At 69.9% G+C, this 18,010-nt stretch carries 1 protein-coding gene; it reads left to right on the top strand.

Translation table 11 applies throughout. The annotated features are described in order from the left end of the window. Positions 1–27: 27 nt before the first annotated feature. Positions 28–18,010 (top strand): helicase-like domain-containing protein (locus tag ABN028_RS19295; protein ID WP_349697534.1); only part of this gene is annotated, 17,983 nt, incomplete at its 3' end.

Raw genomic sequence — 18,010 nt, 5'->3', positions numbered from 1 at the left:
CCGTCTCGGGTCGGCATGGTGCCGCCCATGCCGCCGCAGTTCCCTCCCACGCTTGAGCACAAGGTTCGCCGCAAGCCGTGGAACTCGGCGCTGCACCCCCGGGACCGTCTGGGGCGGTTCATCGAGACCGGCGGACTTGCCCGTGTCTGGGGTGGTGGGGTCGCCCGGGTACTTGGCGTCTCCGGGAACGGCTACGTCCGCGTCGAAGGCTACGACCGGCCGGTCCACCGGTCCCGTCTGGCGATGGTGGAGCGGCCTGGCGGTGGCAGGCCCACCCGGAGCAAGGACAAGGTGCTCGCCGAGGACGAGCGGCGGGAGACCGGCGGAACGGCCAGGCGGAGGAAGCCGGCCCGGGAGAGGGACGACCGGCTGGGCGGGGCGCCTGACGGTGACCAGAAGCCGGCCGGTGTGCGTCGCCTCGCGCAGGGCGCACCCACGAAAGAGCCGCAGGCCGGGCCGAAGCGGTTCTCGTCGCTGCAGGCTGTCATGGCGCACTGGCGCAACGGGGCCGACGATGACGACGACCAGACCCGAGATAACGCCGAAGAGATCACGTCGGCGTCGCAGAGCGATGGCGGCGCGTTCGTCATCGGCAAGTACAACGGCAAGTGGAGGGTGTTCACCGCCGCCCGCGGGAGGGCGCTTCGCAGTACCTACGCGACCAAGCGTCATGCGTTCCTCGCTGCGGCCGAGTTCGAGAAGATCGAGGTCGACGGTGAGAGGTTCGACTGGGAGTCCCCTGGCCTTCTGGACCGGCGCAAGAAGGCCGGCGACAAGCTCCGCATCGCCACCAACCGGGCCCATCACAATGCCATCGCGACGCTCACCCGGGAGAGGGAAGAGAAGCGGGTAGCGGCCGGCAAGTCTCCCGCCCGCGGCGAGACCGCGCAACCGCCCACACCCGAGACGCCGACTCCTGGCCAGCCGGAAGGCTCGCCCGAGGATCGGGTCAACGCGGCGATTCAGGGGATCATCCAGCAGGTCGACGCCGCCCACGCCGCCCGCGTCCCGGAAGTCCAAGCCTCCGACATCGGGCAGGAGTTGGGCAACCTCAAGCGGCGCATGGAGCGCGGCGTCATCTCCGACGAGGATCGGGACGCCGCGATCGCCGACGTTGCTCAGAAGCTCCGCACCCAGGCCGATGAGATCGACCGGACCGTCACCGACAACTTCGCCCCCGTCCCTGACGAGGAAGTCCCCGCCTACCAGGACGCGTCCCGGCGGCTCAAAGCGGTCGCAGACCAACTCCTCCCCCAGGCGCCCGGGCGGGGCGAGGGACGGGACGAGGGTCGGGCCCAGCCCGACATCGACTCCATCGTCGACGAGCTGCAGAACATCCCGGCGAACGAGCCACGCGAGACCCAGGGCGTGCTCGGGAAACTCCGCGTGGCGCAGGGAGGCGGCCGCGGTCGCGACATGACCGACGCCGAGCGTCGCGGCATGATCCGGCAGGCCGCGCAGGACGCCCGCCAAAGCGCAGAACAACTGGAAGAGAGCGCCGAGTTCTACGCAGACCACAAGCCGGAACGGGCCGAGCAGTACCGGAACGCCGCCGCACGCATGCGCCGGATCGCCGACACGCTCGCCCCCGACGGCACTCCGCGCCCCGAGGCGGAGCCGACTCCCGAAGCGCCTGCGGACCCGCGCGAAGGGTTCAGCGACGTCGAGCGTGCCCTGATCCGCAACGGCGTCGACGACATGGCCGGCCAATACTTCGGCGGCCCCATGAACTTCGGCAAGAGCGACGCCGTCCGCTACGTCTCCGAGATCCTGGAGAACCGGCACCCCGAACTTCGGGAGCGGGACCGGGAGAAGCGGCACCACGTCTGGGACGCGGTAGAGGCCGAGATCAACGAGCGGCCCGACGTCCTCAACCTGCCAGAGGACGAGCGGAAGCGGCGTGCCCAGGAGCGGCGAGACCGCGCCAACGAGATCGCCACCGAAGCCGGACAGGCGTACCAGGCCGACGACTACGACCGAGCCGAGCAGCTCGTCAACGACGCAGAACGGCTCGACCCGGCCGCGCGGGACGGTCTGATCCCCAGCTACGCCCAGATGCGTGAGGGCATTCAGAAGCGTCGCGACCAGGCAGCGGCCGCCAGCCGGGAGAATGAGGCACAGCGCCAACCCCAAACGCCAGAAGGAGCCCCCGGTGCCGAACTACCGCGAGATCGCGGAGAACTACTGGAAGACGTACCTGCCGAGCCGGTACGCGAAGGTGGACGACCCGGAGACGTTCTTCAGCGACCTGGCGAATCAGGTGAGGGACGAGATCAGGGCGGCGCTGGTGGACGCGAGGCCGGAGGCCGTCCTGCCGGAGAACCCGACGTATCTGGACGTGAAGGCGGCGCACGAGCAGGCGAGGAAGTCGGCGGAGGAGATCGCGCTGCACGACCTGGTGTACCTGCCGCCGGAGCCGGGGACGGAGAACAAGCGGCTGGCCGGCCTGGTCCTGCTCGGGTGGGAGGACGAGGACGAGCAGGCACCGCCACCCGAAAGCGGCGCGGCAGCGCAGCCGAACAGCACCCAGTAGCGGCTGGCCGGGCGCACCGGTTCAAGCCGGAGGGCCAGGCCGACCTTGCGCCGAAGGGTGAGCGGGCGAAGCTCGACGCCAACATGGCGGCGCTGCGTCTGCTGCGGAAGCTGGAGGCCGAGGACCGGCAGGCCACCGCGGCTGAGCAGAGAGTCCTTGCCCGGTGGGCCGGCTGGGGGTCTCTGGCCGACGTCTTCAACGAGGACAAGGGCAGGTTCGCGGCCGAGCGTGCCGAACTCAAGCAGCTGCTCACCCCGCAGCAGTACGAGGACGCCAACCACAACGTTCTGAACGCGCACTACACCGACGCGAAGATCGTCGGCGAGGTGTGGCGCGCCATGCAGGGGCTCGGCTTCCGGGGCGGAGACGTCCTCGAGCCGGGCTCCGGGTCCGGGAACTTCATGGGATTGGCGCCTGAGAACACGCACATGACCGGTGTCGAGCTCGACCCGATCACCGCCGCGATCAGCCGCCACCTGTACCCCGACGCAGACGTCTACAACGAGTCGTTCGGCAGCTCCCCGTTCCGTGAGGGTGTGTTCGACGCCGTCGTCGGCAACGTGCCATTCGGCAGGTACCCGGTCAACGACAAGACCTACAACCCGGGCCTGAAGCTGAACATCCACGATCACTTCATCCTGAAGGCGCTCGCGAATACCAAGCCTGGCGGCATCGCCACGGTCGTCACCTCGTCGTGGACGCTCGACAAGGCGGACCCGGACGCACGTCAGCGGATCGCCAAGTACGGCGACCTGCTCGGCGCCGTCCGGCTCCCAGGCAAAACACATGCTGAAGCCGCCGGCACCGATGTCGTTACCGACGTGCTCGTGTTCCGGCGCCGCAAAGAGGGCGATGCGCCGGCCGACACCACGTGGCTGCGTGCGTCCCCGGCTCTCCACCCGGACGGGCGTCCTGTCCTCGGCGTCAGGCCGAAGGATCCAAACCAGGAGCCGCGGCGCTACGACATCAACGACTACTTCCGAGACAACCCCGACAAGGTCCTCGGCACCATCGAGGACGGCGGCTACAACGCCATGGCCGTCAACGCGAACGGCGACGTGCAGACACAACTGCGTGCCGCGCTGAAGGACATCACCGACAAGGCGAACGCAGCCGGGCGCGGCTGGAACCCTGACACCGACCCGGACGCGCCACCCCTCGTGAAGCGGAACGTCGGCGGCGGCCGGGAAGGGCGGATTGCCTACCTCGGCGAGGACGCTGAAGGCACCGGGCCCAACAAGAAGGGCCGCGGGCACCGGTTCGAGATCGTCGAGCACGGCCGCGTCGTCGCGCTGGACGTGCCGAAGACGCAGCAGGAGGAACTGCGCGATCTCCTGCAGATCCGTGACGCCGCCGACGAGCTGATCGAGGCCGAAACCACCCATAACGACGACCATCCTGGGCTGGCGGACGCCCGGAAGCGGCTCAACAAGCTCTACGACGCCTACGTGGCGAAGTACAAGGGGCCGATCTCCCGCTACGAGGAGACCGATACCACCGACAAGACGACCGGCAAGAAGACAGTTACCCGTCGCACTCCGCCGGTGATGCGGTTCGTCATGGACGACGAGGGCGCCGCGTCCCTGTTCGGCCTGGAGCACGGCTTCGACCCGGGGACAGGCAAGGCGCACAAGGCTGACATCTTCCACAAGCGGCAGATCGACCGGAACCGCGATGTCAAGGAACGCGCGGATACGCCGGAAGATGCGCTGGCGCTCGCCGCTGAGCGTGGCGAGGACATCGACGCCGCCACCCTCGCCCGACTCCTCGACGTCAAGCCGGAGCAGGTCGAGGACCTGGTCGTCGGGCAGCGCCTCGCGTACATCGACCCCGAAGGTGACGGCAGTTACGTCCCGGCCGACCTGTACCTGTCTGGGAACATCCGCAACAAGCTCGCGGTGGCACGCGAGGCTGCGGAGAAGGACCCGAAGTGGCAGAGGAACGTCGAAGCGCTCGAGTCGGCGATGCCGGCCGACGCGACTCTGGATGACGTCCCGAAGCAGCTCGGTGCCCCGTGGATGGGCACGGATGTCATTCGAGCGTTCGCCAAGTCCCTGATGCGGACCGACGTCCAGGTCGAGTGGGACAAGGAGGACGGCTGGAAGGTCACCACCCCGTCGCGTGGTCGTTCGCGGGCCGCCGAAGAGGAGTGGGGTACCCCGGACCGGTCGTTCTACAAGCTGCTTGAGGCGATCCTCAAGCAGCAGCACAAGATCATCACCATCAGGCGGAGGAACGACGACGGCACCAGTTACGTCGACCCGAAGGCCGGGGAACTCGCCACCGCCGCCGCGGCGAACATCGAAGCCGCGTGGAACGACTACCTGTGGTCGAATTCCAAGGTCGGCGACCTAATCACCAAGCGGTACAACCAGCGGTTCCGGTCGATCGTCCCTCGAGTCGCGAGCACCCGTACCCGCGCCTACCCCGGCATGAACGCCGAGAAGACGCTCCGGCCGCACCAGAACGCTGGTGTGAACCGCATTGTGTCCGACGAGGCGGTGCTGCTGGAGCACGTCGTCGGCTCGGGCAAGACGTTCACCCTCGCGGCCGGGGCGATGGAGCTGCGCCGCCTCGGGCTCGCGAACAAGATCGCCTTCAATGTGCCGAACCCGCTGATCTCCCAGTGGATGTCGGAGTTCAGGGAGCTGTACCCGAATGCGCGGGTCCTCGCGGTCGACTCCGACTCGTTGAAGGGACCTGGTGCCCGGAAGCGGTTCGCGGCGAAGGTGCGTAACAACGACTGGGACGCGGTCATTTTCACCGGGGAGGCGTTCGAGGCGATCCCTGTCAGTGAACAGGCGTTCCGCGACTACATGCAGGTCGAGCTGGACGCGCTCGACGCCCGCATCCGGAAGGCGAAAGCCAAAACCGGGAAGAAGGTCAACACCAAGCATCTCGAAGCCGCGAAGGCTGCCCTCAAGGCGAAGATCGCTGAGGCGGTGAAGAAGCGGTACGACGAGGGTGGGATCACGTTCGAGGAGCTCGGCATCGACTACGTGATGGTCGATGAGGCTCACCGGTTCAAGAACCTGCCGTTCGCCACGACGATCCAGGGTGTGCAGGCCCCGAACGAGGCCGACCGTGCCCGCGATATGCACATGAAGTTGAACCTGCTGCGGGACCGCGCCACGGGCAGGGGTGGCCCCAAGCGGGTTGTGTCGTTCGCGACCGGCACACCAATCAGCAACAGCCTCGCCGAGATGTACACGATGATGCGGATGCTTCGCCCTGACCTGCTGGAAGAGGCGAACATCGAGGACTTCGACTCGTGGGCGGCGACGTTCGCCCGGATCGAGAAGAAGGTCGAATCCGACAACTCGTCCAACGGGTACGTCGAGAGGGTCCGGTTCCGTGGATTCACCGACGCGATCGGTGACGGTCTGCGGATCTGGCGCACGTTCGCAGACACGGTGTCGGCGAAGCACCTGGAGGACGCGGGCTACCTCAAGGTGCCGAAGCTCCATGGCGGTGCACGCAAGGTGCACGTCGTCGAGCGCAGCGAAGCCCAGGATGCGGCGAAGGCGTCGTTCAAGGCGCGAATCGAGGCGATCGCCGCTCGCGGAGGCAAGCCGGGGAAGGGCGACGACATACCGATCGCTGTCATCGGCGATGGCCGCGCCATGGCGATCGACCCCCGCCTCATGTCCGAGCGTGGGCTGCGCGAGGCCGGCATCGACCCCGATGACCCGACCCTGGATTCGCCGAAGCTGGACGAGGCCGCGGGCGAGATCGCAGCGGTCTGGCGGCGGGAGAAGGACCGCCGGTTCAAGGTCAAGCACAACGACCCGGACGGTACGCCGCTGGCGGAGAAGCCGGGCGCACTGCAGATGGTGTTCATCGACTCGTCGGCGCCGAAGGAAGGCAAGTTCAACGCCTACGACGCGCTCAAGGAGCGGCTGGTCGCGCAGGGCATGGACCCGAAGCGGATCCGGTTCGTCCAAGAGGCCGCCGGGAAGCCGGCTCTCAAGGCGCGAATGATGGAGCAGGCGCGGCAAGGCGACATCGACGTCCTAATCGGCTCCACCGAGGCGCTCGGCACCGGCACCAACGCGCAGAACCGTCTCGCGGCCATGCACCACATCGAGGCGTCGTGGAGGCCGTCGGACATCGAGCAGCGTGAGGGGCGCGGCCTCCGGCAGGGCAACCAGTACGGCGAGGTCGAGTCGCACGTCTACATCACCAAGGGCACCCACGACGAGAAGACGTGGGACATGATCGCGTACAAGCAGGCCGGCTTGGACGCGATGCAGAACGGGGACTACAACCAGGGGGCGATCGAGTTCGCCGACGACGCGGACCCGTTGAAGGACTTCGACACCCTCGCGGGCGAGGCGGCAGAGGACCCACTCGCCGTCGACATGCGCGAACTGCAGGCCAACCTGAAGAACCTGGAGGCGGCCAAGCGGAACTACGACCGGCAGCAGTCTCGGGCACGGTCGATCATCGACGAGGGGAAGCGAAACGAGGCGCGGTACGCCGAGGCGATTCGGCAGCTCAACGACGCCATCTCAGAACGGGTCGACACTTCAGGCGAGAAGTTCGCCATGTCCGTCCGCACAGATCGCTACCGCCAGTATGGGACTGACGTCACCTCACGCGACGCCGCCGCGGAGGCGATGAAGACTCGCTTCGAGCAGATTTTCGGCGACGAGAGCTATATCCCTGACGGGGAGTCCAACCAGGGCATTGTCGGGGAGCTTGGCGGGTTCTACGTCCGCGCGCACTCGTGGCGCGTCCGCGGCAGGGAGCCGGAGCTTCGACTTTCGTTGAGCCCGCTCAGCCGCGGCGAGTACGGCGGCCGGCAGCTTCCGGTTGAGTCCGTGCGGGTCACTCGCGACGACGTTAAGAAGAACATGAAAGGCGTCGTCACCCGGCTGGAAATGCGAATCCGCGGGCTGGAGGACCGCCGCAACAGCTTCACGGCAAGCCGGGAGAACACCCTCCGGGAGATCGGTGTCGCTGAGTCCCAGCGTGGCCGCGAGTTCCGGCAAGCCGACGAATTACAGAGTGCCCAGCAGCGCATGAGTTTGGTCTCCGCCATCCTCGCCGACGACGCGACAGACAGCGAGGGCGCCGTGCTTGCACCCGAGGTGCGGCAGCGGATGCGCGAGCGGTACGGGCAGATGAAGGAGGAGGCTGCCGAACGGTTCTCCACCGGCCAACGGCGCCGGCCGTCGTTCGGTGAGGTTGTGCCGCCGTCCGAGCAAGCCCCGTCCCGTCCAGCCGCGGCGCCCGAGGCTGGTGCGACACCTCCGCTCACTCCGGAGAGAGTGCGGGCGGACCTTGAGCAGCTGGACCCGGACGCGCCCTCAGCGGCCGCGCCGTCGACGTTGGAGGAGGAGACAGCTCCGTCGGTTGAGAAGGTCGTCCGGGAAGGCCAGACCGAGCTGCAGGCAACGCTCGCGGATGAGGACCTCTCCCCCGGTGCCAGGGAAGCTGTCGCTGACGCGTTGGATGCCCTGAACACCGGTCAGGCTTCCGGGGACGACACCAGGCGTGCGACGTCCGTTGCGGGTGCTGCGGCAGCCGTCCGAAAGGGCGCGCGGGAGGAGCAGGACCGGGCGGACGACTGGGCTGAGGCAGCGGAAGCGGCAGATGCCGCTGGCGACGCGGAAGGTGCCGAGGAGGACCGGCAGCGGGCGGCTGAAGCGCAGGGTTCGGTCGAGAAGCTCGGAGACGTTGCGGAGCGGATAGACGACCTTGCCGCCCGCGCGGACGAAGCTGCCGACACAGCCGCCCTGGAGTCCCGCGACGACGATGAGACGCCGGTTGAAGAGGCGCCAGCCACCTCCGGCGAGCTTGCCGGTCAGCAGCAGATCGGCGGCGTGGAGCCCGAACTGTCGATGGTGCTCGACGAGGAGCAGGCCCGGCCCGAGCGTCCTCGGGAGGTTGAGGGTCAGACCGGTCTCGACGAGCAGATCGCCGAGACGGAGGCCGATTACAGCCACCTGCGGGACGTTCCCGTCGCTGACCTGTCCGGTCGCGACATCGAGTTCGCCTTGGAGCAGGCTCGCCGCGATGGCGACCAGGAACGCCAGGACGCGATCCGTGCCGAGGACACACGCCGACGGACAGGCCTCGGTGGAGGCGCCAGGGCACGCCGTCGTGAGCAGGCAGAGAGGGAGGAACGGGCAGAAGCCGCGACGGCCGCGCCGACCGAGACCCCGCCGTGGACGCCGCGTGCGTTCCGGGGCAGCAACATGTCAATGCTCGGAGCCAGCCGAGCCCGCGGTGCAGCCGTAGACGACGGGCGCGAACCCGGCTACACCTACGACGGCATCCGCGTCCACGTCACCGACCCGGACCAGGCGATCGACACCCTTGGGCGCTACCGCGACAGCCTGAACGCCCGCGCCGAGGCTACGGACGACACGTTCACTCGGGACACGGAGCGCGCCCGCGCGAACGCCGTTCAGAGCCTCATCGACGACATTCAGACCGAGAGGAACCGACAGACAGCGGAGGCGGCCCAGCCTGAACCAGCGTCCGAGCCGGAGCCCGACTACACCCATCTCCGGAACGTGCCCGTCGATGAAGTAGCCAGCGACGACCTTCTGCCCGCCGGGCTCCAGGCCCGCGAGGACGGCGACACCGAGCGGTATGACGCACTCCGGGCCAGGTTCGAGCGGGAGCACGGCGAGGCGCGAGCCAGGGAACGTGAGGAACGGCGCGAGGAACGCGAAGGGCTGCCGCCGAAGCCGACCGCGCCCAACGGCACGCTGAACGTGCTGTCCGACGTCGCCAACCGAATGGCGCGACTCGACGACGCGGAAACACGCGGCGTTGGTCAGCTCGGGCTGAACCCGATCGCTCTGCGGAACGCGATCGAGCAGGGCTACCTCCGGCACGAGAACACCGGAAACCCCAACGAGGAGGGCGGGCCGAACCGGCTGTGGCTGACCGACGCTGGTCGTGAGCAGGTCGACCTGGACGACGCCTATCGCCGGGCGACGGCGACACCTCGCCGGTCACTGGTCCCCCGCCCGTGGGCCCGGGAGGAACAGTTGCCGGAGCAGCGTCCGACACCGGAGGTGCCATCCGAGCCGTTGCCGCCGCCGGCTAACACGCCTGGAGCGGCCGACGCCGACGCCGAGATCCGGCAGCCGCCGGAGGTGCGTGAGGAGCGGATCGAGGACGCCGAGCGGGCGACCCCGCCCGCAGCCGCGCCCGACACGGCAGGCGACGCGGACATCCCGGATGCGGTCGAGGAACTCGTAGCGGAGACACCGACCGAGCGGGAGACGACGCCGGAGCAGCTGGAGGGCGAGAAGTTCCCACCGTCGCCGCAGCAGCAGGCCATCTTCGACGCGGTCCTCGCCGGGCGCGGCACGACGAAGGCGGAGGCGAAGGCTGGCGCCGGCAAGACGACCACGCTCGAGATGCTGGCTCGGCGGATCGGCCGGGACAACCCGGACGAGCGGATCGCCTATGTAGCGTTCAACAAGAGCGTCCAGACCGAGGCCGAGTCCAGAATGCCGGCCAACACCGAGCCCCGCACCGGCCACTCGATCGCCTTCCAGTGGGCGTCCAAGGAGGTTCAGGACCGCACCCGGGCAACGAAGTCTCTGCGCCGAGCCGATGACGTGGCGCGGCATCTGGGAATCAGCCGTGACCTCCCGTCCGATGACGAGATGACCCTCGGTCGGACCGAGCAGGCGATGGCCGTCACCCGCGCGGTTGCCACGTGGGCGAACAGTGCCGACGACGCAATCGGTCGGGAACATCTGCCCGACCGAATCCAGTCGATGCCAGCGGAGACGCAGGACGCCCTTGTCGCGCTGGCGAACAAGGCGTGGGCTGACCTCAAGGCTCGCGACGGCCGGTTGAAGCTGACCCTGGACCACGTCCGGAAGATGTGGGCGCTGTCCCGGCCCGACTTCACCAAGTCCGGCAGCGGGTTGAAGCGGCCGGCGACGACCTTGTTCCTGGACGAGGCGCAGGACACGCCGCCGGTGCTGGCGAAGGTCATCGAAGACCAGAACATGCGGAAGGTCATCGTCGGTGACGCCGACCAGGCCATCTACGGCTTCACCGGGGCCGTCGACTACCTGTCCACGGTGGACGCGGACGCCGACCGAGAACTGAACGTGTCATACCGGTTCGGCCCGCAGGTCGCGGAGATCGCGAACCGGTTTCTGCAGATGCACGACTCGCGCGGCCGGGTCGTCGGCGCGGGAGCCGACTCCACCGTTGTCGAGTCCGGGACGATGCAGGGCGCGGATGCGATCTTAGTCCGCTCCAACGGTGGCGCGATTGCTGAGATTCTTCGCGAGCAGCAGACCGGCCGCACGGTCGGCGTGCCGAAGGGCACCAAGCGTGACCTCACCGCACTGGTCGACTCTGCCAGGTACCTCAAGGGCGACGGGCCGGCGCCGGAGCGGATGCATGAGGACCTGGAGGTGTTCCGCACCTGGGCGGAGGTTGTCGCTGAAGCGAGCAAGGGTGATGACCCGAAACTGAAGATGCTGGAACGGATCGTCCGCGACCACGGGGTGGACGAACTCGACGAGATCGTGCAGCGGGTCATCGAGCTCGGCGACGAAGGCATGGCCGGCGTCACGTTCACCGACATGCCACACGGCCTGGTCGCGGGTGGGAAGACGTTCGGCGCCAAGGACTTCCTCAAGGACGCCGGGTTCCGTTGGCGCGAGGTACCCGGCGGCGGCGTCTACAAGACTGGCAAGAACAAGGGCAAGCCGGTCATGGCGTGGACGGCGCTCGGGACCCCGGATGAGCGGGAGGCGACCCTCGCGCGTGCCCGGGAGATGGCATCTGGCCCGGAGGTCGACGTCGTCGTATCGACCGCGCACAAGGCGAAGGGCCTGGAGTGGGACCGGGTCCGCATCGGTGACGACTTCCAGGCGCCGACACGGGACAACGAGACTGGCCAAGTCACGTCGACGCCGTCGCCGGAAGAGCTTCGGCTGGCGTATGTGGCGGTGACCCGGGCGCGGAAGGAGCTTGACCCGGGGTCGCTGGACTACGTGTACGACCACACCGACCCGAACGGCGACCCTAACCGTCGCGAGCGGGTGACGGTGGAGCCGGAGCAGGTCCAGCAGGACCTGGAGGCCGTCACCCCGGACGTGACACCCGAAGAGGCCCCGGAGGCACCTCGTACGCCGACACCTGACGTCACACCCGACGAGGCGCCGGAGCCCGAGACTGCGCCAGAGGCCCCGGAGGCTCCAACCGAGCCGACCCCCGACATCGAACCCACACCCGAGGTTCCCACCCCAGTTGAGGCGCCCGAGGCGCCGGACGTCACACCGGAAGCACCGACACCTGACGTCACCCCCGAGGCGGCGCCCGCACGTCCGGGGCGGGTCGAGGCCCGCGATGGGGTGATGGTCCACGACATCCCAGCCGGGCAGAGCGTGGAGACCGCGAGCGGGCGTACGACTACGCCGTTCCCGCCGACCGACTTCAGCACGACGCGCAGGCGGGAGAATTCGATCCGCCGGTCAGATGCGTGGCTGTGGGAGAACGCCCGCGCAGAGGCCGACTCGCGGGGTATCCCGCACGGTCTGCCGCGTGACTCGGGTGAGATGTCCCCGGCCGACAGGGAGATCGCCGACGCGATCCTGTTCGACCGTGCGTTGCTGGACATGCCGGCGAGGCCCTCCATACTTCGGCCGCTCCGCCCTGAGCCGGAGACGCCGACTCCGGAGCCCGAAGCGGTTCCAGACGTCACACCCGAGACCCCGGCGGCGCCCGAGACCCCGGCGCCGTCGGCCATCATCGGCCGCGTCGACCCGGCAGACCTGCGTGTCGGCGACGTCATCGACGGCAAGCGTCCCGACGGCTCCCGTGGCCCGCTCACCGTCGAGTCCGCTGAGACTGTCGGCAACCACGTGCAGGTCACCGGCCGGGACGAGAACGGCAACCGCAATTGGGTGCGGCTACCCGTCAGCGGCCACCCCAGCGCGGGCTTGGCGAAGCTGATCCGCGAGGCCGACGACCGCGAGAACGCCGAGAAGGCGTGGAACCGGGAGGTGGAGCCCGACCAGCCGGGCGACCGGACCGGGCCGATGCTGCCCGAGAACCTCCGCGAAGGTGACCTGATCGAGGCGAACATCACCATCGGCCGCCGGAAGATGAAGGGCAACGTCCGGCTGGTGCGGCCGGTGCAGCGCAGGAACGCCCTCTTCCACGAGGCCGAGGTGGAGTGGGGTCCGGAGAGCGACCGGCAGCGGCAGTGGATCAACCTGTCCAGCAACCGTCCGGTCAACGTGCTCGAGCGTGCCCCGGAGCCGGATCGGGACCGCCTGGAACGTGACCGGCAGGAGCGGGAGCGGAAGCGGCAGGAGGAAGTCGACCGGATCGCCCAGCGCGAGCGGGAACGGCAGGAGCGGGAGCAGCGCGAGCGGGAACAGCGCGAACCGGGGGAACGTGAAGAACGCGAGGAACGCGAGATCCAGGAGGAGATCGAGAGGCACGAGCGGGAGGAGCGGGAGCGGCGTGAGCGGGAGAACCGCATCGACGGCCGCGGCCAGCGTGAGTTCGAGGAGCAGCGCGAACGTGACCAGGTAGAACGCCACCGGGAGGAGCGGGAGCGGCGCGAACGCGAACGTCGCGAACAGGAGGAACGGGCCCGCCGGAGGGAACGCCGGAGGCGTGACGACGAGGACGAGGACGAAGACGAGCGGCGTCGCCGTCGACGCGGCAGGTACCGGAGGCGTCGCGGCGGCAGGGGCGGCCGCGGCGGCGGCGGGTTCCCCGGCGGTTTCCCTGGCCTACCTCGTCCCCGCATGCCCGAGCTCCCCGACGGGTCAGAGCCCGGTGGTGGCGGCGACGGCAGGGGGCGTAGCCCGCGCGGCCGTCACCCGCGGGGCCGGCAGCCACGGCAGCTTGCCCGCCGCTACCGCAACGGCGAGCTCGACGCCACACCACAGCCCAGCGAGGCGCACCAGGCGTTGATGCGGAACGTCGCGGACAACCCGACGCTCGACCAGTCCCCCGGCGGCGGTGTCGCCTTCTGGAGCCCCGACGGAACCGGGCAGAGCTTCCAGTTCGCGCACGCCCCGTCCGGCCTGCCGATCGGCGACCCCGCCGAGACTGCGTCGACGTGGGGTGGCCCTGCAGCCGCCGCGCAGCTGGCGCAGCGGTTCGAGGACAACATTCGGGACCCGGAGGGGAACCGGTTCCCGTGGAACGAGCCGTTCGATCCGGATGCAGTGCAGGGGTGGCGTGACGGCAACGGCGACGACCTTCCCGGTGCGATGCGTCGGGAGAAGGCCGCGCACGATGCGGAACGTCCGACCACTCCCCTGCGTGGTTCTGAGGCGCTGCCGGAGGACACGCAGCCGGTCGAGGTGGATCGCATTGCGGGCAGTGGGGAGCCCCTCCTCGCGGACGGCACACCGGTCGTTGTGCCGGCGGCGGTGCGCGGACTGCCGGGCAACACGCCTGCGGTGACGCGCGGAGCGGTCGCCGGGGAGACGTTCCCGAACCAGGTGGTGCAGTGGCCGGACGGCTCGTTCGATGCGCTCCCGCCGGCTTTGGTGCAGCGGACCGGCGTCCCGCCCCGCACACTCGATGCACGTGGCGACGCGTTCGACGCAGCGGACGCGGCCGGGCAGGAGTTGGCGCCGATGCCTGCGGGTCTCCTCCGGCCGGGTGACCGGATCGAGACTGGTCCTGGAGAGGCGGACGTTCCGCGCCGCTCCAGCGTGACAGGCGTGGAACCGGGCTCCGATGGCGACGGGCCGGACGCGGAGCCCGGTGTCTGGGTGTCGACGGACGACCCGGAGCAGGGCCCGCGACGGGAGTTCTACCCGGACACGGTGCCGGCCCTGGTCGACGTTGGACGCGGCCGCGAAATCGACGCAGCCGAACCCGGCGCCGCCGCAGAAGGCGTCCCCGGGCAGGCTGGGCGCCCCCAGGCCGGGACAGAAGCCGAAGGTGTGGGTGTACCTACCGCCGGCGGCGAGGAAGCGGCAGAAGCCCCTGCACTGGTTGGCGTCCCGGGTGGGGTTCCTGGCGGGGCAGTGCCGGGTGCCGACGGGACACTGGCACCGGACGAGCCGCACCGGATCCTCCCGACAGCAGAGGGGTACACGCCGCGGCAGCTCGACCCGCTCGCCGACAGCGGCGCCCTCGTCGCGGCGCAGGTCGGACCGGACTGGCACCTCGGCACGTTCAAACCTGACTCCCGCACAGGCGACGACAGCCCGGAAGGCCCGTCGTACACGCTGGAGACCCCGGATGGGGATGTGCAGGTGCCGGCGCGGGACCTGGACGACGTGAACATCGTCGGCGGCCACGCAGACATCCCCGGCGACCCTGTCGACCCGGCAACACTGCCGGCCGGCACCCGCGTGCGTGGCGTCGGCAAGAACGGCAGGCCGGTCACCGGGTCACTGGTCTCCCCCGACACCATCCGCGACGGGCAGAGCGTCGACCACGCCCTGCCGCCCGGTTCGCAGGTGGAGCCGGTGTACCGGCACCACGCCGGGCAGACCCCGGCCCCGGAGACACCCGACACGGGCGGGGCGTGGACCCGCAAACCTGACGGCACTCTCGGCGCAGGATCGGACGGCGAGTGGGAAGCCACCGTCACCCCCGGCGGCAGCGGCGCCGTCGGCCACGCGGAGCCGGCGAAGTGGCATGTCGTCGGCCACGGCGACCGCGAAGGGCAGCAGGCCTCCGGCGAGGCACCCTCCACTGACCAGGCAAAACAGGAAGCCGAGCGCGCAGTCGAGGCGATGCGTCCGAACCAGCCCGACGCGACCGTGCCGCACGACCCGGAGCAGCCGACACCTGCCACCGGCCGGGAGAACCAGCCGAAGGAGTCGCCGGAGCCGGTTGCTGGGCACGACGCGCAGTGGGTGCCGGTGCACGACCTGAAGCCCGGCGACATCGCCCGTGTCACCGGCATCGACACCCGGGGCCGGGAGAAGACCCTCGCCGGCTGGGTTGTCGGTGGCCCGAACCCCGTCACCGTCTCACGCGGCCGCCGCGGAACGCGACGCATGTTCGCGTTGACCATCGGTCAGGACCGCGACGGCAGCGACGGCACCCGCGACCAGGTGTACGTCCCCATCGACGGTGTTGCGGCCCGCGCGGACCGGCCCGACGCTGAGGACCCGTCGAAGGGTGGGGCGCTGTCGCTGGCCGAGACGGACGTCATGCAGGGCAACCTGCCGGAGAAGCTGCCGGTCGACTCCGCCGGCAAGGGCCTCTACCCGGGCAGTGTCGTCTCCCGAGGCGGCAAGCAGGGCATCGTCACGTGGGTCAGCCGGAAGGCCGCCACCGTCAACTGGGGTGACGGTGGTGAGCGGGACGAGGAGCGGCCGGGTCTGCTCACCATCGACGGCGACTCCCAGGCCCGCCCGCCCGGTTGGACTGTCGGCGGTGAACGGGTCCGCGCCGGGCAGATGGTTCAGACCCCATCGGGGGCAGTGCGCGGCATCGTCGAGACCGTCGACGGTGACGACGTGACCATCCAGACACCGCAGGGGCTGCGGAAGCTGCCGGCGGGGAACCTGACGGTCGTCGGGAAGGTGAACCCGAACACCCCGGACACGGCACCCGCAACGCCGGCCGAGTTGACCGAGAAGACGGCCGCCGAGCTCGACGTGGGCGACGTCATCGTGCCCGACGGAATGGTGCCGTCGAAGGTGCTGTCGGTGGAACGTGACGGCGACCGGGTGACGATCGAGGTTGAGCACCCGGCGACCGGGGAGACGCACGTCCTTGACGCCGACCGTGGCGAGACGATCCGCCTGGCGGTTGGTGAGGACGGCAACCCGGCCGAGATAACGGCCGCCGATGTGCCCGACGTCGCCGACCCGGCTGCGGTGCGGAACCTGAACCCGATGCCGATAGACGCCGTGTCTGAGCCGACTGCGCTGCTGCGGGCGCCGCAGACGCTGCGGGAACGGATCAACGACCTCGGGTTGGACACCGACGTCTACTCCCTGGTGGAGGTGTCGCAGGCGGCGGCGAGGGTCCGTGCACGGCTGCCGTTGACGGCCCGGCAGGCGGAGCTGCTGGCGGAGACGCTGGACGGGTACGCCGACGACCCGGACCTGCCGGAGGCGGAACGGCGACGGCTCCGCCGAGGGGCGCAGGCGTTGCGGCGCACCGGGGCTCTCGCCGCAGGTACCGCCCCGCCGGCCGAGGTGCCGCAGGAGGCGAAGCCGGAGAGGACGTCACCAGCGGACCTGGTTGAGGGTGACATGGTTGCCGTCGCAAACCCGGACGGCACCGTAGCGGTCGGGCCGCTGCTCGCGATCCACCCGTCGATGCGGGGCAGGACGTGGAAGCTGCGGATCGGCGGCGAGGACCGCGACATCGTGCACACCACGGACGCGGCCGGCGACGTGTGGCGGCTCCCCGACCTGCCCGAGCCGGACACTGCGGCGGATCCGGACCTGCCGGCGATCAACCCCGACGAGATCGCCCGCAACAAGTGGCGCGCCACGGTGCGGCCGCAGGTGGCGGACCGGATCGGTGAGGCAGTCGACGCGGTGATGGAGAACGTCGCCGAGGCGGTCGCGCAGTCCGAGGACGACGCGAGCCTTGTCGACCGGGCCGAGGAGGCGCTGACCGGCGCCGACGTCCGCAACGCCCTGGAGGAGACGGCCGAAGGGTTCGGTGACCGGATCGACGCGGCCGGCGGCGGTGACCGTCGCGACGGGATCCTCGACGCCACCCAGGAGGCGGCGGAGAGCATCGCCCAGCAGTTGCACGACAACGGCATGGCCACCGTCGGGGACGTGGAGCCGATCGACGGCGAGTCCGATGCCGACCGGGCGGCGCGGGTGGGGCGGAACCTGCAGAAGGTTGGGCAGACCGTCGACGTCGACGAGGCTGCCGAGGATGTCCTGGACCGTGTCGAGGCCGGCGACGGCGCAGACGAGACGGCGGAGTTGGCGCCGGAGCAGCGTCAGCTGGCGATTGAGGGTGTGGCTGAGGCGGCGGACTCCGACATCGACCGGATGGTTGAGCAGCTGGAGGCGATCGCCGAGGAAGAAGGGCTGGAGCAGGCCAGGCCTGCACCCTCGCCGCGTCGTCCCGTCCGGGTGGGCGTCGGGTACAGCGGCTACCGGTCCCGCCGTGGCCGGCGCCGTCCGCCGTCGGTGCTCGAGTTGCTGTTGGAGAGGTCGATGCGGGAGGCGACCCGCCCGTCCCGGCGTGAGGTGCGCCGCGCGGCGCGTGCGGCGGCCGGTGGTCAGGAGCCGTCGCCGGGGCTGATCCGGCGGGTGCTGCGGTGGCTTGCGGACCGCAGGCGGGCGCTGATGGCGAAGCTCGCCCCAGCGTTGCGGGCGTTGAAGAACGGCTACCACGCGTTCAAGCGGCTCCTGCGCCGTATCGCGAACGCGATGAAGCCGGCGTTGCGGGACGCGGCCGGGTTCATGGACGGCGACGGGCGGCCACTGCTTCGCCGCAGGGGCGTCGACACCTCGCCCACTCCGGACGTTGCGGAGCCTCGCGACTTCCCCGCCAGGGTGGAGCACTGGCAGGCGA

The sequence above is a fragment of the Actinopolymorpha sp. B17G11 genome, from assembly GCF_040196095.1.
In the GTDB taxonomy this organism is placed as follows: domain Bacteria; phylum Actinomycetota; class Actinomycetes; order Propionibacteriales; family Actinopolymorphaceae; genus Thermasporomyces.
This window is presented reverse-complemented; position numbering and strand designations above follow the sequence as displayed.